Origin of the sequence: Maribacter chungangensis (assembly GCF_042676845.1) — a bacterium.
Lineage (GTDB): Bacteria > Bacteroidota > Bacteroidia > Flavobacteriales > Flavobacteriaceae > Maribacter > Maribacter chungangensis.
Window position 1 is genome coordinate 138,942 of record NZ_JBHTHY010000012.1, and the last position, 22,374, is coordinate 161,315.

Consider the following 22,374-nt stretch of genomic DNA (forward strand, 5'->3'; position numbering starts at 1 on the left):
TTAATTACCCTGTTTACTATTACCTTTGAAAGTTGCAAAATAGTAGGAACTAAAATGAAATAGACTCCCGTTTTGTAATGAAACTTGTAGTTTCTGCCCATTCTGCCAAAGTACAAAGGGATATCTATTTCTGAGGCTATTGTTGCTTCTTACCGGGTTCGCGACTAGCTACAATCTAGCGGTAGCACAGAAAACTGTTTAAATGCTAGCGCTTAATTTGTTCCAGAAACAAAAACCCCCTTCTCCGGCTTATCATAAAAACCAGCTGGTTTTTCGACAGTACTCAAAGAAACATTCTCAAAAGCAACTGTATTTCTAGGCTTAACCAAGGTAGTACCCTGGGTAATGTACCACGTTATCGATTTTGGAAGTAGAAGGCCATCAACAGCCATCCAGTCATTATAGCGAATCCATTTTACATTATGGGATTTTTCACCGCTTCTGAATGTTACGGTATATCCTAACCATTCCATTTGAAAGGTCTCGGGGTGGTAATGCAAAAAATATTCATCCTTTGGGGAGTTGCCTATTCCAGCATCATAACTGATCAACATCCCCGGATACGACGTTCCCTCAAATGCCAAGGGGGGCGTTTCTTGGTAATTGATTCCATCATCGGCCAGAACGAAGGGCATCGCATAGAAGTAAAACATCAAATTATGATAGAAAACCGCATCGCCTTCATAAGCACCCTTTTCATCTAGCAGCCAAATCTCGGAGCCGTCAAACCCAGTACTAAAATCAGGAGCGGTAATCCGTTCTTTTCTACTTTTTAAGGCTACAGTATGTGTTTCCGAACTTTCCTCTTTTGATATGGTAAAACTTAGGGTCTTGAAGGATTTCCAAGTGACCAAGCCACCATGCGCATCAAACACTTTTGTAATCGTTTCCGGATAATCGTTTTGAACTGCAGGACTGATTACCGGTACATCCTCGGGCATGGGCTGTTGTTTCGTTTTATCGGTCTTACAAGCAAACAGTACGGCTGCAAGGGCAAAAAGGGAAATTTTCTTCATTTTTAGTTTTGGTTTACTCGTAATACGTCGCCCTAAGGTACAATACTTAACATATTGGTTTATTTTTGCAGATCATGTATGCTACAAAACATATCAGCAGCGTTCAAAATTCTTTGGTAAAAAGGATACTCCTACTTAAGGATAAATCTCGGGAGCGAAAAAAAACAGGCTTGTTTATCTTGGAAGGAAAGCGCGAGCTTGGCTTGGCCGTAAAAGCAGGCTATGCCATAGAGACCCTTTGCTACTGTGAAGACCTGCTAAACGTAGATCAGTTGGAGAACTTAATTCCTTTAGAAGCAACTGTGAATCGGATTGGTCTTTCGCTTGACGTGTATAAAAAAGTAGCCTACAGGGACACTACGGAAGGCGTCATTGCCATTGTTAAGGCAAAATCGCACGAATTGTCCGACTTGAAACTGGAAAAAGAAAAGCCTTTTATTATAGTGGCGGAGGCACCCGAAAAACCGGGAAACATAGGGGCATTGTTACGCACCGCGGATGCCGCCAATTTGGATGCCGTTCTAATCGCCAATCCCAAAACGGACCTATATAACCCCAATATCATTCGGTCAAGTGTGGGTTGTGTTTTTTCCAGAAGGGTAGCCATGGGTTCTACAGCGGAAATCATTGCCTATTTAAAGGAGAACAAGGCTACCATTTATTGCGCGGCCCTAAGCGCATCCGAAAACTACACGAAAGTAGATTACACGAAGACAACCGCTATCGTGGTGGGTACCGAGGCGACCGGACTTAGCGAGGAATGGCTTGCCAATGCGGATAAAAACATTATAATCCCCATGGAAGGGGAAATAGATAGCATGAACGTTTCCGTATCTGCCGCCATACTGATATTCGAAGGAAAGCGACAACGCAACGAAAAATAACAACAAAAACAGCACTACCTCGTTAGTCAAAAGACCAAAATAACAGTTTATGGATACAACGCTTATTTTCTATTGCATTTTGGCTATTTTGATAAGCGAATACGTCCTCGCTACCGTCATCAATTATCTAAACGCAAAACGGTTTAAGGATAGCGTACCAAAAGACTTATCGGATATTTATAGCCCGGAAGAATATGCAAAATCCCAAGCCTATAAATTAATGAATTATCGTTTTGGTGTCCTTACCTCCACCTTTTCTATTCTGCTTATTCTGGGTGTTCTGGTTTTTGGTGGTTTTGGATGGATAGACAAATTTGTTTCTAGCCAAACGAGCAACACCACAATACAGTCATTACTGTTTTTTGGTATCGTTATGCTTGGAAGCGACCTCCTGAACACACCCTTTGGTTACTACCGGACCTTTGTTATAGAAGCGAAGTTCGGCTTCAACAAAACAACCTTAAGAACATTTATTACGGATAAATTAAAAGGATGGTTTATGATCCTTGTTTTGGGTGGAGGAATCCTAACCTTGGTACTTTGGTTCTTTGAGTGGGCCGGCGCCGATTTTTGGCTCTACACCTGGGGCTTGATCACTGTTTTCACCATTTTTATGAATCTGTTCTACAGCAAGCTCATTGTTCCCTTATTCAATAAACAGGAACCTCTGGAAGACGGCAGCCTAAAATCCAAGATAGAATCTTATGCCAAAAATGTAGGTTTTGAACTCCACAACATTTTCGTGATCAATGGGTCTAAAAGGTCCACCAAGGCAAATGCTTATTTCTCCGGATTTGGAAAGGAAAAACGCATTACACTTTACGACACCCTCATTAAGGATCTAGAGGAGGATGAAATTGTTGCCGTCTTGGCACACGAAGTAGGTCATTATAAAAAAAACCATATTATTTTTAATTTGGCGACTTCTGTTATTTTAACGGGTGCCATGTTGTTTATTCTATCCCTCTTTATAAACAACCCCAACATATCTTTGGCAATTGGTGTAGAAAGCCCAAGCTTTCATGCCGCGCTAATAGGTTTTGGCATGCTGTACAGTCCTATTTCCGAGATTACGGGACTGTTAATGAATTATTTTTCCCGCAAATTCGAGTATCAGGCAGATGATTATGCAAAAGAAACGTTTTCCGCTCCCCCTTTAATCTCCTCTTTAAAAAAATTGTCAAAGAATAGCCTTAGCAATCTTACCCCTCACCCCGCCTATGTGTTTATGCACTATTCCCATCCGCCATTAAAAGACAGAATAAGGAACTTAAAGGCATAATTTTTGTTGTCTAACAACTAGGATTATGGTAAATTTATTCTAGTATGACGGAAGCAGACTTAGAAATAGAAAACAAACTTATTGCCAAGCAATATAAAGAGTTGCTTCGCATCAGCTATCAGACCCTTACGGACGATGACAAACAGCTGATCAGAAGTGCTTTTGAGATTGCCGTAGACGCTCACAAGGACCAACGCAGGAAATCGGGCGAAGCCTATATCTTTCACCCTATCGCCGTTGCAAAGATCGTTGCCTCGGAAATTGGTCTGGATGCCGTCTCCATTGCAGCGGCATTGCTGCACGATGTGGTAGAGGATACCAAGTATACCTTAGACGATATAGACCGCATGTTCGGGGAGACCGTTGCCCGAATCGTTGACGGACTCACCAAGATAGCGCATTTAAAAAAGGATATGAATATATCCCAACAAGCGGAAAACTTCCGAAAGATGCTGCTTACCCTAAATGACGACGTTAGGGTAATTATCATTAAAATTGCGGACAGATACCATAACATGCTTACCATGGACTCCATGCCAGAGCATAAACAAGTGAAAATTTCATCGGAAACACTGTATATCTATGCTCCACTAGCGCATAGAATTGGACTTTACAACATTAAGAGCGAGCTAGAGGACTTAAGTCTAAAATACACAGAACCCGAGGTCTATAACGATATAAAAAGCAAAATAGAGGATAGTAAGGAAGAGCAACAAGAATACATAGACGCCTTTGCCGAGATCATACATAACTCCTTAAAGAAGGAAGGACTGGAGTACAGTATAAAAGGAAGAATGAAATCCATTTTTTCGATGCGAAAAAAAATGATGACGCAAAATGTAGGCTTTGACGAAATCTACGATAAGTTCGCCCTTCGCATCATTTACAAATCGGAAAAGCAGAACGAAAAATTCCTGGCCTGGAAAATATACTCGATCGTTACCGATCACTTTACCCCAAATCCGGTTCGGCTTCGCGATTGGATCTCTTCTCCAAAATCTACAGGCTACGAGGCCTTACATATAACCGTAATGGGGCCAAAGGGAAAATGGGTAGAAGTACAGATTCGCAGCGAGCGTATGCACGAGATAGCGGAAAAGGGCTATGCCGCCCATTTTAAATACAAACACGGCAACCAAAAGGAACAAGGCATAGAGGTATGGCTCAACAAACTACAGGAAGCCCTGGAGAATGCCAATACCAATGCAGTAGACTTTGTAGAAGAGTTTAAATTGAACCTGTACTCCAAGGAGATCTTTGTATTTACACCGAACGGGGAACTTAAGTCCTTGCCCAAAGGTGCCACACCCTTGGATTTTGCCTTTAGCATACATACAGAAGTAGGAATGCGCACCCGTGGAGCTAAAGTAAATGGCAAACTGGTACCCCTTAACACCACATTGAACAGTGGGGACCAAGTGGAAATCATTACCTCCGAACAGGCAAAACCTAACCAAAACTGGCTGGATTATGCCACAACGGCAAGGGCTAGGGCAAAAATTAAATCGGTCTTGCGAGAAGAAAAGAAGGAAATAGCCGAGGATGGGAAAGAGATTTTGAGACGGAAATTAAAATCCCAAAAAATTTCGGTAAACGAAGACACCATAAATAAACTGGTGAGCTTCTTTAAGCTAAAGACAAGCTTGGACTTATTTTACAGGGTCGGCGTTGGCTCTATTGACAATCAAATGATCAAGGAGTTTGCCTCTTCCTACAACAATGCATTTATAAGTTTCTTTAAGAACAGGATACGAAAAAATCCTGTTCCCGAAGATATTGGCAAGGACGAGATTACCTCTAAATACGATATGCTGGTGTTCGGAAAGGAGGAAGAAAAATTGGAATACAAACTTTCACAATGCTGCAATCCCATTCCCGGCGATACCGTTTTTGGTTTTGTGAGTGTGTCGGAAGGTATAAAACTGCACAAGAAAAATTGTCCCAATGCCATTTCCCTTCAATCGAACTATGCCTACCGGATCATTAGTGCCAAATGGGTAGACTCCTCACAAGAAGAGTCTAGGGCAGACATACAGTTAACAGGTATAGACAATTTAGGTTTGATCAGTGAAATTACCAACGTTATTTCGGGCAATATGCACGTAAATATGAGAAACCTGAACTTTAATACCGATGGCGGCACGTTCTCCGGAAAGATAACCCTTGTGGTTAAAAATAATGCCATCCTTAAAAAAGTAATTGAAAATTTAAAGCAAATTAACGGAATAGACAAAGTAACCAGAGTTTAGAAAAGGAATTAAAATTTAACTGTACATTTGTAAATTAACCGAAAGGCCATGGCTTTGGATAAAAATCAGGAAATTGTAAAAAACGTATTCACCAAATTCTTGGAGGATAACGGGCATAGAAAAACACCTGAACGTTACGCCATACTCCAGGAAATTTATGAAAGTAAGGATCATTTTGATATAGAATCGCTCTACATCAATATGAAAAATAAAAATTACCGTGTAAGCCGCGCAACCCTATACAACACCATAGAATTATTGCTGGACTGCAAACTGGTGCGCAAACATCAATTTGGCAAAACACAGGCGCAATACGAAAAATCCTATTTTGACCGCCAGCACGATCACGTAATCCTAACGGACACCGGAGAAGTCATGGAGTTTTGCGATCCCCGTATCCAATCCATAAAAAAAACGATCGAAGAGGTATTCAATATTAAAATAAATACGCATTCGCTCTATTTTTACGGCACCAAAAATCCGACCGAAATAGAAACGGAAAAGACAGAATAAACAACTAATTAACCAAGTACAATTATAATGGCAGTAGATTTATTGTTGGGCCTACAATGGGGTGACGAAGGAAAAGGAAAAATCGTTGACGTACTAACGGAAAACTATGATATAATTGCCCGTTTTCAAGGCGGCCCAAATGCGGGGCACACCCTAGAATTCGACGGTATAAAACATGTATTACATACGATTCCCTCTGGTATATTCCATAAAAATGCAATCAATATTGTAGGTAACGGCGTGGTCATAGACCCCGTGATTTTCAAAAAAGAACTAGATGCTTTAAAAAAGTTTGGTCTGGATATCAAATCCAAATTATTGATTTCCAGAAAAGCCCACCTTATATTGCCCACACACCGTCTTTTGGATGCAGCCTCGGAAGCGTCTAAAGGGAAAGCCAAAATCGGTTCCACACTAAAAGGAATTGGACCTACCTATATGGACAAAACCGGCAGGAACGGCATGCGGATAGGGGACTTGGAACTTAGCAACTGGAAAGAAAAATATAGGGCATTGGCCAATAAGCATGAAGCTATGATAGGCTTTTACAATGTGGACATACAATACAATTTGGCCGAATTGGAAGCCGAATTTTTCAAAGCCGTCCAAGAGCTTAAAGAACTAACATTTATAGATAGTGAGGAGTATCTGTACCAAGCACAAAAATCCGGTAAAAAAATATTGGCGGAAGGTGCTCAAGGATCGCTATTGGATATCGATTTTGGAACCTACCCTTTTGTAACATCATCAAATACGACTGCTGCCGGAGCATGCACCGGTTTAGGCGTTGCCCCCAACCAAATTGGGGAGGTAAAGGGAATTTTTAAAGCGTATACGACAAGGGTGGGCAGCGGTCCTTTTCCAACAGAACTTTTTGATGCCGATGGAGAAACGATGGGGCGCGTGGGCAATGAATTTGGAGCCACCACCGGAAGATCTAGACGCTGTGGCTGGTTAGATCTTGTAGCGTTAAAATATGCCGTACGCATCAATGGCGTTACAGAATTAATGATGATGAAGGGCGATGTGCTTAGCGGATTCAAAAAGCTAAAAGTCTGTACCGCATACAACTACAAAGGAGCTAAAATAGAACACTTCCCATTTAATATCGAAGCAAAAAATGTGACTCCGATCTATACCGAAATGGACGGGTGGGCAGAAGATCTAACAAAAATGACCAGTGCGGAGCAATTACCGGAAACACTAAACAACTACATCTCTTTCCTCGAAAAGGAATTAGAGGTGCCCATTAAGATTGTATCGGTAGGACCAGATAGAAAACAAACCATACACAGGTAATCCTATTTCCCCGGTCAGAAGGCAAATGGCGTTAAGCGAAAAAATAAGCTTAACGCCATTTTTTTATGTAAATTCATCCCTTAACAAAAGTTAAAGATGAAACACGCCGGCCTATTACTCATAATTGCTATCCTACTAGTTTCCTGCAAAACGGAGAAAAAAACAGAAACGACCGAACAACAAGAAAAATTATTGCCCGAAAACGAATGGATCGTGCTTTTCGACGGCAGCGGCACCGAAGGTTGGAGGGCCTACAACGGAGAAACGCTACCACCGGGATGGGTCGTTAAAAATGGAGAACTCACCTTCGATACAGAACTTGGCCTAGAACAGGATTATAAAGGAGGCCGGGACATTATTTATGGTGCAGAAGAGTTTGACAACTTTGAACTGTACGTTGAATGGAAATTGCCAAAAGGAGGGAATAGCGGTATTTTCTACCATATTAAAGAAGGTTATGAAAGTATACCACAAATATCACCTGAATATCAACTTATAGATGATGAAAACTACGCTGAAATCCACGACCTTACGGAATACAACCTTAGCTTAGGATACACCGAAAAGCCGGAAGAATTAAAACCCTTGCAGCAAACAGCTTCCGATTACGCCATGCATCCCGCAGATGCCTCCAAGAAAGTGCTTAATCCCGTGGGAGAATGGAATTCTTCCAAAATTGTCTTCACCCCGGAAAAGGTAGAACACTGGCTGAATGGAGAAATGGTATTGTCATTTGTTCCTTGGGACAAAGCATGGGAGGAAAAAAAGAACTCCGATAAGTGGAAAAACAGCAAGGACTATGGCAAATACAAAAAAGGATATATAGGTTTTCAAGACCACTCCAGTCCTATCTGGTTCCGTAATATAAAAATCAAAAAACTATAACCACCATCCCATGAAGAAAAGAGAGTTTTTAAAAAAATCGGCCTTACTGGCATCAACGACCGCGTTAATGCCATCGTTTCTAATGGCATGCAAAGAAGAAAAAATAGCTGCTAAAGCTACTCCGCTGACCCGACTTAGAACGGCGCACGTTGGTGTCGGCAACATGGGGGCAGAGGACTTACGTGATATTTCTTCACACAGCAAGGTAGATGTTGTAGCACTTTGCGATGTTGACTCCAATAATTTGGCAGCGGCTAAAAAACTGCATCCCAACGCAAAAACATATAGCGATTATAGGGTAATGCTCAAAGAAATGGCCGACGGTATAGATGCCGTAATCGTATCTACACCAGACCATACCCATGCCCCAGTGTCTATGATGGCGATGGAGTTGAACAAATCTGTATATTGCCAAAAACCTTTAACACATTACGTATCCGAGGCAAGGGATATGAAAAAACTTGCCGAAGAAAAAGGATTGGTAACGCAAATGGGTATTCAGGTACATTCCTTTTATGACTACAAACTGGCAACCTTATTAATACAGTCAGGCATCATAGGAAAGGTGCATACCGTAAGGGCCTGGTCTCCAAAAAATTGGGGATATGATGGACCGGTTCCCACTGGGGAAGATACTGTACCAGACAGCTTGGACTGGAATCTTTGGTTAGGAACTTCGGCGGAACGCCCATATAAAGAAGGCGTGTACCACCCCGGCAATTGGAGAAAGTTAGTAGATTATGGTTGTGGCACCCTAGGTGATATGGGCGTACATATTTTTGACACACCTTACAATGCACTAGCATTGGATGTACCCCGTACCATAAAAAATGAATGTAGGGCACCCAATGGATTTGGATTTCCTGAGAAGAATACCGTAACCTACGAGTTTCCAGGAACACAGTATACCGCAGATAGCTTAAAATGGATATGGTCCGACGGGCCAGGCGCTCCGGACATGCACGAAGACCTTATACTTCCTGGTGCCACCAAAGTGGCGGAAACAACGACCAAAGAAGCATCCGTAGAAGAAAAAATGTCTTTGGAGACCAAGGCAAGCGGACCGGGTACACTACCGGAGCAAGGTGCTATGTTTATAGGTGACAAAGGGCGTTTGTTATTACCACACTTTATGCAATTACCAACAAAAATAGTAGACGGTGAATACGTTGATATCTCTTCGGAAATTGCGGCAATAGAAAAAGCCAATAACATGGGAAAACCAATTCGAGATTATGGCTCCGAGGGGCCCAAACATTACCATCAGTTTGTAGATGCCTGTTTGGGCACCGATGAATGCACCGCACCGTTTTCTTATTCTGCAAACCTAACGGAAACCATTCTTTTAGGGGTTATAGCAAACCGCTTTCCAAACCAAACACTAAATTGGGACAGTAAGAACGCTAAATTTGCAGAAGAAGAAGCGAATAAATTTCTAGAAGGCGACTATAGGGATTTTTAACGATCGTAACCAGGAGGTAAGAATTGACTTCCACTAAATTTAAGTTTAAGCCACTCTAAAGGTGGCTTTTTTTATGGGTATGTTTAACAGTAAAGCCTTATCGTAAATGCTAATACCAATTTAACTTCTAGATGTCGCATAAAATCAGTTCCTTTTTTACTCATTTGTCGTCATAAAATAGAACCATAGCTAATGCTATGCTTAGATTTCATTCCTAAACTGAGAAAAAAATAATTCAAATTTTCAATACGACTTTCAAAACTTAAATTGGTATAATCCTCCATACAATTTTTCAAAAAACGCATTTCCCTAAACATTCGGGAATTTTTGTCCCTAATACCATTCCCCAATTGAAAATCATCCGCTAAAAAATTGCTGTTTTTCACTGCGCGCTGCAGCTGGGTCCTCATTCAAAAGCCAAATTGCAGGCTTTTGTTTCGGCCCCGTCTTTTTTCCTTACGTAGCCATGCTATGCAACTCAAAAAAGTCTTCAAATGTTCAAAAAAATCGCTAGCTATAGATCCATCAACAAAATTCTTTAGTGAATAGGGAACCGAAATACTCCTTATACCCCCTATCACACTCCGTAATCGAAAGAATGGTTTCCGATACAGGTAGTCCCTAAGAATCGAGGGCAAATTCCTCGGTTTGCCAGTTGTTTCCTATTCCAAGTGCAGAAAATATCAAAATCCGAGTGTGAACCGTTGAATACCGATTCCCAAAACAACAATTTAGATCTAAGTTACGACCCCTTAAAACCATATAAACTTTAAACTTAGACCACATGTACCATATTGGTTAAACTCCAATTCAGGTCTATACATGGTGGTATGCTTTGGATGCGGGTACGAGCACCTACTTGTGGCAAAAAACCCGTGTATAAAAGAAATGGGATATATCACGACACAGCACAATCCTCTTGATTTTAAATACTGCAAAGAAGAAAACCAACAATTTACCGCAAGCATATAATCTTAGGAAAAGAAAATATTTGCAAAGAAAAGGTGTTTGTTCAAGGCTTGATCTCACCCTCAAACCCTACAATTCCGTATATGGCAAGTAGCATCTACCAAACTTAAGATTCATACAGATACCCTAGTCGATTCCTAAAAGAATCCTAATCTTGTAGCGGCCTTGGTTAAAAATCCTATTTTTGAAAAAAAATTACCTTGTATAGGACAGTTTTAGTTATCGTATCCCTTCTTTTTACTATCGCATCGGTTGCTCAGGACGAACCAGTAGAAACCAAACAGATCAACATTGTTTATGGTGCCAATTTCACCAAAAACGAAAAGGAGTATCCAGGAGCGTCCATTTTCAGTAAGGACGACAGACAAGTACAATTTGAACATCAAGGTGCCGACCTGTGGTGTGATGTGGCCATCTATTTTCAAAAGGAAAATAGATTGGAAGCCATTGGCAATGTACTTTTAAAACAAGGCGACTCGGTAGAGATGACCAGTCATAAAATAGACTATCAAGGTGATATCAGATTGGCAAAGGCATGGGGCAATGTTGTCCTGACCAATTCGGATATGACCCTTAAAACCGATACCTTACGTTTAAATCGTGAAACTCAGGAGGCTTATTACCAAGATTATGGCACGGTAATAGACAGCGCCAATGTACTCACCAGTAAAGTTGGGCGGTATTTTATGGAACGTAAAAAATATCAGTTCTTAGATAGTGTTCACATAGACAATCCCGAGTATATTCTGGATTCCGAACAGCTGGACTACTATACGAGCTCCAAAAATGCGTACATGTACGGGCCATCTACCATTGTAGGCGCCACTTACAAAATTTACTGCGAACGTGGTTTTTATGATACCAAGGTCGAAAGTGGCTATGGCATCAAGAATACGCGTATAGATTATAATGACCGTATCATGGAAGGCGATAGCGTTTACTTTAACAAGGCTCGGGAATTCGCATCGGCCACGAATAATATTACCGTAACGGATACCATTAATAATGGCGTTGTAAGAGCTCATTACGCAGAGGTACACAAAGCCAAGGATTCACTTTTTGCAACAAAAAGAGCGGTATCCATTTTGGTACAAGAGCAGGACTCGCTTTATGTTCATGGAGACACCTTAATGATTACAGGTAAAAAGGACGAACGCATTACACGGGCATTTAGGAACGCTAAATTTTTTAAAACAGATTTAAGCGGAAAGTGCGATTCCATCCACTCCGAAGAACGAACTGGTATCACACAACTTATTACCAGACCTATACTCTGGAACGCTGAAAACCAAATGACAGGAGATAGCATCCATTTGATATCCAACAAAAAAACAGAGCAACTAGACTCCTTAAAAGTTTTGAACAACGCTTTTATAATTTCCCTGGACAGTATAAGCATGGAAGGCTATAACCAGGCAAAAGGAAAAGATCTGTTTGGAAAATTCATAGAAAATGAACTGAAGATAATAGATTTGGTGAAAAACACAGAGGTTATTTATTACATGTACAATGACGACGACGAACTTATTGGCATCAATAAGACCATCTGTAGCAAGATCCGTATTACCATGGAGAACAACGATGTAGACGAACTTACTTTTTTCACCAATCCCGATGGTGACATGTTCCCGGAGAAAGACCTCCCTGAAAATAGCAGAATCCTAAAAGGTTTTGTTTGGTACGGTGATGAAAGAATACGCACCAAGGATGATATTTTCGATGAAGATGACAATAATTTAGAACTGGTAGTCATTAAAGGTCTCAATAACCCTATAGACATAGATGCAGAGGAAGAACAACGGAACAAGAACGAAACAGATCCAATAAACGCAGGAAATTCAAAAGCAAGAGACCCAAAAGAGCCTAAAATCCCAAGAAAAGTAAAATAACTACTTCAATGACCTCGGATTTTTTAAAATATCAAGCCCAAACCACGCCTCACCCCTTGGGAATGAAAATCTCCCATGCGAAAGGTAGTTATATTTACGACACGGACGGTAACGCGCACTTAGATTTTGTTGCAGGGGTATCCGCATGTGGTTTGGGACATTGCCATCCTAAGGTGGTAGCAGCCGTGCAAGAACAAGCAGCCAAATACATGCACGTAATGGTCTATGGGGAGTACGAACAAGGGCCCGCGGTGAAATACACTAAACTATTGGCCAAGAACCTACCCAAACAATTAAGCACTACCTACCTCGTAAACTCTGGAACAGAAGCTATAGAAGGAGCGATTAAATTAGCAAGAAGATATACCGGTCGGACCGAAATTATGGCAGCGTACCATGCCTACCATGGCAATACTATGGGAAGTTTAAGCCTTATGGGCTATGAAGAGCGCAAAGCAGCTTTTAGGCCCTTGATACCCGATGTTGCTTTTATACATTTCAATATAACCGCGGAGTTGGACCGTATTACCGAAAAAACCGCCTGTGTTGTTATAGAGACCATACAAGGCGGAGCAGGTTTTCTTCTACCAAAAAACGGGTATCTGGAGAACGTGAGAAAACGCTGTACGGAAGTAGGCGCGTTATTAATTTTGGATGAGATACAGCCCGGATTTGGACGTACAGGTAAACTTTTTGCTTTTGAACACTTTAATTGTATACCAGATATCCTTGTCATGGGAAAAGGTATGGCTTCGGGACTACCGGTAGGCGGGTTTACCGCAAGCAGCAAACTCATGAAATCCTTTCAAAACAGCCCTAAACTTGGCCATATCACTACTTTTGGAGGCAACCCTGTCATAGCCGCCGCTTGTTTGGCTACCTTAAACGAATTGCTGCAAACCAAATTGATGGAGGAAACCTTAGTAAAGGAAAAGCTATTTAGAACACTTTTGGTACATCCCGCTATAAAAGAAATACGAGGAAAAGGACTTATGCTTGCGCTTATCATGGAGGATGCGGAAAAAGCGAACGAACTAGTATTGTCCGCAAAAGAAAACCAACTCATTCTGTTTTGGCTCTTATTTGAGCCAAAAGCTGTCCGTATATCCCCTCCCCTAACCATCACTACGGCAGAAATCGAAAAAGGCTGCACCTTGATACTTTCCATTTTGAATAGGAAGCAACAATATCCTGTTAACTAATTTGTTAATAATATAGGCCTGGTCGGTCAACAATAACATCGGCAAAGCCTTACTTTTATTCAAAGAGTTTAACCAAAATGTTTCTATGGCGTTAGAATCTAGCGAAAGACCTGACCGGCCCATTACCAAGTTTGAATCCATGTTAAAGACAGATGATGTCTATTTCTTTGATGCCGAAGACTTTGAGGATATCATACACCATTACCTTAACAACGGTAAAATAGCCTTGGCTAAAAAGGGTATTAAGATCGGATTACAGCAACACCCCGCTTCTATAGAGCTTAAACTATTGAAGGTAGAAGTAATGGTATTCGAGAACAACCTCGTTGCTGCAGAAAAATTACTGGACGAACTACAACTGTTGGATGCCAACAACCAAGAAATTTATATACAACGCGCCAATATTTATAGCAAAAAAGACAACCACGAAGGTGCCGTTTGCCTTTTGCAACAAGCCTTGAACCTCTCTACGGACGGTGTAGATATTTATTCGCTGCTGGGAATGGAGTACCTGTTCATGGACAACTTTAAACTAGCTAGGGAAAGTTTTATGAAATGTGTGGATTTTGACGAGCACGATTATTCATCCCTTTACAACGTAATCTACTGTTTTGAATATTTGGAGGATTTTGACGGTGCCATAGTTTACCTAAATGACTACCTGGAGCACAATCCCTATTGCGAGGTAGCCTGGCATCAATTAGGGAAACAATACTACTCCAAGCAAATGTATTCGGAAGCCTTAGCGGCGTATGACTTTGCCATAATATCCGATGATTCTTTTATAGGTGCCTATTTTGAAAAAGGAAAGGTTTTGGAAAAGCTGGGAAAATATACAGATGCCATAGAAAACTACGAGACGACCATATCCATAGAAGACCCAACCTCCCATGCTTTTTTAAGAATTGGAAAATGCTATGAAAAGCTACAGAACAGTGAGATGGCCAAGTACTACTTCTATCAAACCGTTCATGAAGACCCCTTGCTGGACAAGGGTTGGCTTGCTATAACAAATTTTTACTACAGGATAAAGAACTATGAAAAAGCACTTTTCTACATCAACAAAGCGTTGAACATAGACGGTGGCAACCCTGTTTATTGGAAAAAATGTGCTAGAATACATGTAGCGCTCAAGGACTACAACCAAGCTTATTTTTCGTTTAAAAACGCGGTAGACCTAGGTGATTATGAATTGAGTACCTGGCTAAAGTGGGCAGAGGTTGCACAAAAAAATAATGATATCGAAGGTGGTATCCAAATTCTGAAACAAGGAAAAGCATTTTATCCGAACAACTTAAAAATTCTTTATACGATGGTTGGATTACTGCTATTGGCAGGGGATCGTATAAATGCTAGAATTTACTTATTGGACGCACTTAAATTGGATAGGGAAACAAAAAAAATACACCTGTTCCAGAAAAAATTTCCTGAATTTGGGAATTCCGATTGGTTAAAAACTATTATAACCAGTTCCAAAAAAGGGTAAAAATCGCTCCCATTATCTATGGAAAAAAGAAAACTGAAGCAGCATATCTTTATTATGCTAAAAGGGATGGCTATGGGCATTGCGGAGTTGGTTCCCGGTGTCTCCGGAGGCACCATTGCGTTTGTTACCGGTATCTATGAAGAGTTTATTTCTTCGATCAACAATATTCGTCTAGACACCTTTAAGACCTTAAAAACAAAAGGGGTCAAAGCTTTTTGGGATACATTGAACGGTAATTTTTTAGTGGTCCTTTTTGGTGGTATGGTCATAAGCATGCTTTCCTTCTCCAGACTGATTACATGGTTATTGGAATTTCATCCTATTCCTATTTGGGCATTTTTCTTTGGTCTCGTGTTTGCCAGTGTTATTTTTGTAGCAAAAGCGATAAGCAAGTGGAATATAGGGGCAATTATCCTGTTTGCCCTAGGAACCATTACCGCATTTTATATCACCACACTGCCACCCTCGGCAAATACGGACAGTTTACCGTTTTTATTCTTCTCGGGAGCCTTGGCTATTTGCGCTATGGTAATGCCTGGAATTTCCGGAGCTTTTATCTTGGTACTTTTAGGGTCTTACAAAACAATATTGGATGCCGTTAACAATTATGACTTTAAAATTGTGACAACGGTTGCACTGGGAGTTATTTTTGGAATACTAAGCTTTGCCAGAGTATTAAAATGGATGTTCGCCAATTACAAGAATGCTACATTAGCCGTACTTACAGGCTTTATCTTAGGCTCCTTGAATAAGATTTGGCCTTGGAAAAAAATTATTGAAGTTATCCAGATAGGTAAGAAAGAGATTATCATAGACGAAAATATTTCTCCCTATGCTTTTGAAGGCGACCCACAATTAACCCTCGCTATCGTGACCGCTTTAATCGGTTTTTCCCTTATTTTTATACTGGAAAAAACAGCTTCTAAAAAGTAAGCACCCAGCTTCATGAACGCACCTAGAACCCTTACGGATAAAATATTACTCGTAGTAAAGGGGCTTTGTATGGGAGCAGCAAATAAGGTCCCCGGAGTATCCGGAGGAATTGTAGCTTATGTAGGCGGCTTTTATGAAGAATTCATCTATTCCCTCCAAAAAATAAATGGAAAAGCCTTTAGACTATTATTGAACGGCAGGTTTAAAAGTTTTTATACCTACATAAACGGTACGTTTTTAACGTTGCTTCTTTTTGGGATGTTGGTCAGTTATTTTAGTGTTTCAAAAGTATTGGACTACTTTTTGGAACACAAGGAACTCTATGTATGGTCTGCCTTTTTTGGGATGATCCTAGGCTCTATTTACTACATAGGAAAGGATTTCGACCATTGGACAAAGAAAACAATATCTTTAGCAATGATTGGCCTTGCGGTTGGGATAGCTATCAGTTATTTAAATCCGGCAACGGAAAACGACAACTTAATCTTTATTTTTATCTGTGGCATGATCAGTGTATCGGGAATGACCTTACCAGGACTATCCGGCTCGTTTATTCTAATACTGTTGGGCAATTATGTACTACTTCTGGTAGATTCCGTAAATGCACTTTATGATACATTTTCCGAACTCCTACTGGGTGATCTTAGTTTTGTGAACAATCCTGAACGCTTGGCAATTTTAACTATACTAGCCGTTTTTACGGCGGGGTCGGCAACCGGTCTTGTTACCTTGTCCCACATTCTCAGCTTTGTCCTAAAACATTATAAACATAGAACTACAGCGGTAATACTAGGCTTCATTACCGGCTCTTTGGGTGTGGTTTGGCCTTGGAAGAGAACCGTGTATAAATTGGGAAAAGAAGGCACTATTCTTTTGGACACCAATGAAAATCCTATCATAGTGAACTATGAACGTTTTTTGCCAAACTTTCAACTATCCGAAACCTGGTGGGCACTGTTCTTTGTTGTATTCGGAATAAGCATTTTATTACTTTTAGATTGGTATGGAAAAAACAGACGAAAAACAATTTAGGTTCGGTTTGCTAGGGAAGAATATTTCCTACTCTTTCTCTAAGGGCTATTTTACAAAAAAATTCTCCGAGTTGGATTTACCCAATTATAGCTATGAGAATTTTGACATGGCCCATATTTCGGAATTTACAGAGGTAATACAAAAAACTGCGCACCTTTCCGGGCTAAATGTGACCATACCTTACAAACAGGAAATTATTCCATATTTAAACGAGTTAGCGCCATCTGCATTGGAAATTGGCGCGGTAAATACCATTAAAATAACTCCGACCGGACTCAAGGGTTTCAATACGGATGCATACGGGTTTCAAAAATCCCTCGAACCCTATTTAAAACAACACCATAACAAGGCACTTATCCTAGGAACCGGCGGAGCTTCAAAAGCAGTTGCCTATGTACTAGATCAGCTAAAAATCGAATATTCATTTGTTTCGCGCACAGGTAAAAACAATGGATACACCTACGGGAACTTGGACCAAAATAGTATTGAAAGTCACCGTTTACTAATTAATTGTTCCCCACTTGGCACCTTTCCGAATATAACGGATAAACCAAAAATACCCTATGCGTTTATCGGCCAAAAACATCTACTGTTCGATCTAATATACAATCCGGAAAAAACAGCCTTTTTAGCACAAGGGGAAATACAGGGAGCAACCATATTAAACGGCTTGCGCATGTTAGAGCTACAAGCAGAAAAAGCTTGGGAAATATGGAACACCTAACCGACGGAAACCCTTCTCCACTGCTATTTTGACAGCTATTACACAGATTTTCATCTTCCATCAAAATCAAAAAGAAGGTATATATTCTTTGCCGTTGTTTAGGTTGTTACTATCTTGTAAAAACCTAACACAAACAAGATGTCAGAAGACAACGAACAAAAAATACCTAAAGACGAGGTAACGGAAAACACGGCGGAAACTACCGGAACGGAAAAAGAAGTTCTGGAGAAAAATACCGACGACATTAAAACTGAAGTAGCTAACGCAACACCGGATAGCACCATAGCATCCAAAAAAAATGAAGCGGTTAAATCCGAAAAATCGGACAGTGCTGAGCAAAAAGAAGAAAATGAATCCGAAGCTCAGGATGGCAACCCCTCCACTGATGCCCAAATTACGGCACAAAAGGAATCGGAAAATACCGTTGAATTAAGTGATGACAAAATAGCGGGGGCATCGGAAAAGGAACAAAAAATGGCATCTGGGAAAGAGCCTAAAGAAGATACGGACGGTGTAGATGAGATAGACGAGAACAATGCCGAGGATGCGGAAGATACGGATACGGTCAAAAGACATGAAATTCCTGTTTTGGACTACCATTCCATGTCTATGGAAAATTTGGTAGGGGAGCTACAACGGCTTGTAAAAAACGAAAAAATACAGGCCATTAAAAAACATGTTGATGGCATACGGGATGAATTTAATTTGAAATTTCAAGAATTTATAGACGAGAAAAAAGAGGAATTCATTTCAGGTGGTGGAAATGAAATAGATTTTAAGTACAATTCGGTTACCAAAAGACAATTCAACGAAGTATATGCCGAGTACCGCGAAAAACGAAATCAGCATTACAAAAGTCTTGAAAAAAGCCATAAGGAAAATTTAACCCATAGGCTGGAACTTATAGAAAATCTAAAGGCCTTGGTAAACGTAGAAGAAGATATAAATACCACCTATGCCAGTTTTAAAAATATCCAAGAACAATGGAAAACTGCCGGGCCGGTTCCTAGAGCCGATTACAACAATGTTTGGAAAACGTACCAGCACCACATAGAGATTTTCTATGATTTTCTACACTTGAACCGAGAGTTGCGCGACCTTGATTTTAAACACAATTTAGAAGAAAAACAAAAAATTGTTGCACGAGCGGAATCCTTGGCAATAGAACCGGATTTAAACAGGGCATTTAGGGAACTACAGGTTTTACATAAAATTTGGAAAGAAGATATTGGCCCTGTAGGCAAGGAACACCGAGAAGAAATTTGGGGCCGTTTTAGCACGGCAACCAAAATAATTCACGGAAGAAGGCAAGACTATTTCAAAGAGCTAGATAAGGCACATGAACAAAATCTAGAAAGAAAACAGCAGATTATAAATGAAATAAGCACCTTATCCGAAAATGTCTCCAACAACCATGGCACATTACAAAAACAAATAAAACAGCTTGAGGCCTTACGGGAATCGTTTTTTAAAGCGGGCAAAGTACCTCAGAAGGACAACGAAAAAACCTGGAACGATTTTAAGGCAGCTGTACGGACGTTTAATCGGAACAAAAACGCATTCTACAAAAACCTTAAAAAAGATCAAGACGAGAACTTGACTAAAAAAAGAGCCTTATTGGATATTGCCAATTCGTTAAAGGATTCCGAAGATTTTGAGACCGCTACAGGGGAAATGAAGCGTATACAACACGAATGGAAGAGTATAGGGCATGTACCCCGCAAGTATTCGGATAAAATCTGGAAGGAGTTCAAAGCCGCGTGCAACCATTATTTCGAAAGATTCCATGCGCTAAAGAACCAAGAAAATAACGAAGAAGTTGAAAACCTAAAGGGAAAAAACGCGATTTTAGTACGCTTAAAAGAGTTTCAATTGAGCGATGATAGGGATGAAAACCTAGCCGCAATAAAGTCATTTATCGAAGATTGGAAAAAATTTGGACATGTGCCATTTAAACAAAAAAACATTAACCAAAAGTTTAATAAGATCATCGATGCCCTGTTCCATAAAATGGATGTTAGCAAACAGGAATCGGAACTATTGAAATACGGAAACAAAATCCAACGTCTTAAAGAAGAGGACAATCAAGAAAGGGCCATACAGAACGAACGTAGCTTTATCCGTAAGAAAATAGAGGAAAGTAAGGACGAAATACGACAATTGGAAAACAACCTACAGTTTTTCTCCAATGCGTCAGAAGATAATCCTATGGTACAGGATGTCATTAAAAAGGTAAATACCCATAAAGAAGCGCTTGATTCTTGGAAGGCCAAACTTAAAAAATTGAATATCCTAAGAAATAATCTACTTAAGGAGGCGGAGGATGAAGCCACTTCTACCGAGGGCGAGGAAGAATAAGATTATCAAACGAATCAAAGCCCTGCGTATTTTTTGTATGTCAGGGCTTTGTTATTACCGGAGTTATGGTTGTGAGGTAGGTTTATTTGTTACGAACTAAACATACAGAATTAAAAACCACTGGAAGCACTATAGATAAAAACTACACGATCCATTATGGCAGTGCTGAAATTACAATGCGGTATTGTGTTACTTACTTATTTCTTCCAATTGACTCAATAGTCGTCCATAACCCATCCTCTTATTGCCAAAATATTTCTAGAAACCAATCCCACATCAATCGGAAACAATACACTAAAGGACCGGATGTTACACTTTAACTGGTAAATAGATTCCGAATTGTTCGTCACCATGCACCGCACATAACTAAAAAAGAGCCCTTGTTCGGGGCTCTTTTTAAAATCTCATCTAACTTTCACCGCGCTTATTTTGCTACGTTGACAGCTCTGGTTTCCCTAATCACTGTTACTTTTACCTGGCCGGGATACGTCATATCCGTTTGTATTTTTTGAGAAATCTCAAACGATAGTTGTGACGCTTTATCATCACTTACTTTTTCACTTTCTACGATTACGCGAAGCTCTCTACCTGCTTGTATGGCGTACGCTTTTTGAACTCCTCCGAAACCGAAAGCGATTTCTTCCAAATCCTTTAAACGCTGAATATAAGAATCCAGTACTTGTCTCCTTGCCCCTGGTCTAGCACCGCTAATGGCATCACAAACCTGCACTATGGGCGAAATAAGTGTTTTCATTTCAATCTCATCGTGGTGTGCTCCAATAGCATTACAAACATCTGGTTTTTCACCATACTTTTCTGCCCATTGCATCCCTAATATGGCGTGTGGCGTTTCCACTTCTGCTTCTGTATTGGGGACTTTACCTATATCGTGCAATAGACCTGCTCTTTTGGCCATCTTAGGGTTGAGCCCTAATTCGGACGCCATTACACCACATAATTTGGCAACCTCTCTGGAGTGTTGTAGTAAGTTTTGACCATAAGAGGAACGATATTTCATCCTACCTACAGCCTTTATGAGTTCTGGATGCAGTCCGTGTATTCCTAAATCTATGACCGTGCGCTTTCCTATGTCTATAATTTCCGCCTCTATCTGTTTCTCCGTTTTCTTAACGACTTCCTCAATGCGGGCGGGATGAATACGCCCATCTGTCACCAACTTATGAAGTGATAAACGAGCTATCTCCCTACGTACCGAGTCAAAACAAGACAATATAATCGCCTCAGGCGTGTCATCTACAATAATCTCTACACCTGTAGCGGATTCCAAAGCCCTTATATTTCTTCCTTCCCTGCCAATGATCCGTCCTTTTACGTCATCTGACTCTATGTTAAAAACAGAAACACAGTTCTCTACCGCTTCCTCGGTTCCGATGCGCTGTATGGTATTGATTACGATTTTGCGCGCTTCTTGGTGGGCCGTCAATTTTGCCTCCTCAACGGTTGTTTGAATGTACCCCATGGCATCTGACTTGGCCGTTTCGCGCAGACTCTCGATAAGTTGGTTCTTGGCCTCATCTGCAGAAAGTCCGGAAATGACCTCCAATTGCTGAATTTGGCTATTGTGCATTTTCTCTACTTCTGCCTGCTTTTTTTCATAGAATTCCTTTCGGTGCTCCACATCTTTTAGCTTGTCATCTAACTGGGCATTAATTTTTTTACTCTTCGCCAATTCACTACTTACCTGGGATTCCTTGTCCCTAGTACGTTTTTCGGCCTCGTTGATCTTTCTATCCTTGTTTACGATTACTTTCTCATGCTCTGCCTTTAACTCCAAAAACTTCTCCTTTGCCTGTAGGATTTTATCCTTTTTTATACTTTCCCCTTCTACCTTGGCCTCCTTTAGAATCTGGGACGCCTCTTTTTTGGCATTTAAAATGGTTTTGGAGGCTTTCCCCTTTTCCATAAACTTCGCAATTCCGAAGCCGATCGCCAACCCTACGATGGCGGCTATAATAATCATTGTACTGTCCATAGTTGTTTGTGTTTAATAAAAAAGCCCACATTGGAGAAGTTTTGTACAAACTCCGAAAATCAGGTTTAGGGCTAACAGACTGATCAAGGATCCCTATACGAGTAGGGCCTGCTTTTACAATCTAAACTCACCCTTTTTAAAAAAATAAATGTTGAGTTCGACAAAAGGTATTACCAATGTGGGCAGTAACTTTGCTTA

General features: G+C 40.5%; 16 protein-coding genes and 1 other RNA gene. 14 read left to right on the forward strand and 3 right to left on the reverse strand.

The genetic code is table 11. The features are described 5' to 3' along the window. Positions 1-212 precede the first annotated feature (212 nt). Positions 213-1,016 (reverse strand): hypothetical protein, encoded by an 804-nt coding sequence (locus ACFQZJ_RS14115; RefSeq protein ID WP_379935441.1) that lies wholly within the window; start codon positions 1,014-1,016, stop codon positions 213-215. A 74-nt stretch (positions 1,017-1,090) separates the two neighbouring features. Between ACFQZJ_RS14115 and ACFQZJ_RS14120 the strand changes: the two genes are divergently transcribed. The 14 genes from ACFQZJ_RS14120 (at position 1,091) to ACFQZJ_RS14185 (ending at position 20,183) form a co-directional block, all read left to right on the forward strand. Continuing rightward, positions 1,091-1,900, forward strand: a complete 810-nt coding sequence (locus ACFQZJ_RS14120) for a TrmH family RNA methyltransferase (RefSeq protein WP_379935443.1) — start codon at positions 1,091-1,093, stop codon at positions 1,898-1,900. A gap of 49 nt (positions 1,901-1,949) precedes the next feature. Then, positions 1,950-3,182, forward strand: a complete 1,233-nt coding sequence (locus ACFQZJ_RS14125) for a M48 family metallopeptidase (protein ID WP_379935444.1) — start codon at positions 1,950-1,952, stop codon at positions 3,180-3,182. Between the two features lie 44 nt (positions 3,183-3,226). Continuing rightward, positions 3,227-5,431 (forward strand): RelA/SpoT family protein, encoded by a 2,205-nt coding sequence (locus tag ACFQZJ_RS14130; protein WP_379935445.1) that lies wholly within the window; start codon positions 3,227-3,229, stop codon positions 5,429-5,431. Between the two features lie 48 nt (positions 5,432-5,479). Further along, the gene (locus ACFQZJ_RS14135; RefSeq protein WP_379935447.1) at positions 5,480-5,944 is read left to right on the forward strand and encodes a Fur family transcriptional regulator; all 465 of its coding nucleotides are present in this window, start codon (positions 5,480-5,482) and stop codon (positions 5,942-5,944) included. A gap of 27 nt (positions 5,945-5,971) precedes the next feature. Further along, complete coding sequence (locus tag ACFQZJ_RS14140; protein ID WP_379935448.1) at positions 5,972-7,243, forward strand: adenylosuccinate synthase; 1,272 nt, start codon at positions 5,972-5,974, stop codon at positions 7,241-7,243. A 96-nt stretch (positions 7,244-7,339) separates the two neighbouring features. Then, positions 7,340-8,128 carry a 3-keto-disaccharide hydrolase gene (locus ACFQZJ_RS14145; protein WP_379935449.1) on the forward strand — a complete coding sequence of 263 codons (789 nt, stop codon included), beginning with the start codon at positions 7,340-7,342 and terminating at the stop codon, positions 8,126-8,128. A 10-nt stretch (positions 8,129-8,138) separates the two neighbouring features. Further along, positions 8,139-9,590: a Gfo/Idh/MocA family protein gene (locus ACFQZJ_RS14150; protein WP_379935450.1), complete on the forward strand. Its 1,452-nt coding sequence runs from the start codon at positions 8,139-8,141 to the stop codon at positions 9,588-9,590. 1,169 nt (positions 9,591-10,759) lie between these two features. Continuing rightward, positions 10,760-12,448 (forward strand): OstA-like protein, encoded by a 1,689-nt coding sequence (locus ACFQZJ_RS14155; protein ID WP_379935451.1) that lies wholly within the window; start codon positions 10,760-10,762, stop codon positions 12,446-12,448. An 8-nt stretch (positions 12,449-12,456) separates the two neighbouring features. After that, complete coding sequence (locus tag ACFQZJ_RS14160; protein WP_379935452.1) at positions 12,457-13,650, forward strand: aspartate aminotransferase family protein; 1,194 nt, start codon at positions 12,457-12,459, stop codon at positions 13,648-13,650. A gap of 85 nt (positions 13,651-13,735) precedes the next feature. Beyond that, positions 13,736-15,136 carry a tetratricopeptide repeat protein gene (locus ACFQZJ_RS14165; RefSeq protein WP_379935453.1) on the forward strand — a complete coding sequence of 467 codons (1,401 nt, stop codon included), beginning with the start codon at positions 13,736-13,738 and terminating at the stop codon, positions 15,134-15,136. An 18-nt stretch (positions 15,137-15,154) separates the two neighbouring features. After that, positions 15,155-16,069, forward strand: a complete 915-nt coding sequence (locus ACFQZJ_RS14170) for a DUF368 domain-containing protein (protein ID WP_379935455.1) — start codon at positions 15,155-15,157, stop codon at positions 16,067-16,069. 12 nt (positions 16,070-16,081) lie between these two features. Then, positions 16,082-17,101, forward strand: a complete 1,020-nt coding sequence (locus ACFQZJ_RS14175) for a DUF368 domain-containing protein (RefSeq protein WP_379935457.1) — start codon at positions 16,082-16,084, stop codon at positions 17,099-17,101. Further along, positions 17,073-17,825, forward strand: coding sequence for a shikimate dehydrogenase family protein (locus ACFQZJ_RS14180; RefSeq protein ID WP_379935459.1), 753 nt, complete (start codon positions 17,073-17,075; stop codon positions 17,823-17,825). Before ACFQZJ_RS14175 ends, ACFQZJ_RS14180 begins: the two co-directional genes overlap by 29 nt. A 138-nt stretch (positions 17,826-17,963) precedes the next feature. Next, the gene (locus ACFQZJ_RS14185) at positions 17,964-20,183 is read left to right on the forward strand and encodes a DUF349 domain-containing protein (protein WP_379935461.1); all 2,220 of its coding nucleotides are present in this window, start codon (positions 17,964-17,966) and stop codon (positions 20,181-20,183) included. A 424-nt stretch (positions 20,184-20,607) separates the two neighbouring features. On the opposite strand, the gene rny is transcribed toward ACFQZJ_RS14185, so the two are convergent. Continuing rightward, the gene (gene rny, locus ACFQZJ_RS14190) at positions 20,608-22,176 is read right to left on the reverse strand and encodes a ribonuclease Y (protein WP_379935463.1); all 1,569 of its coding nucleotides are present in this window, start codon (positions 22,174-22,176) and stop codon (positions 20,608-20,610) included. 47 nt (positions 22,177-22,223) lie between these two features. After that, positions 22,224-22,333, reverse strand: a non-coding RNA gene (gene ssrS, locus ACFQZJ_RS14195) — 6S RNA. Positions 22,334-22,374: the final 41 nt, after the last annotated feature.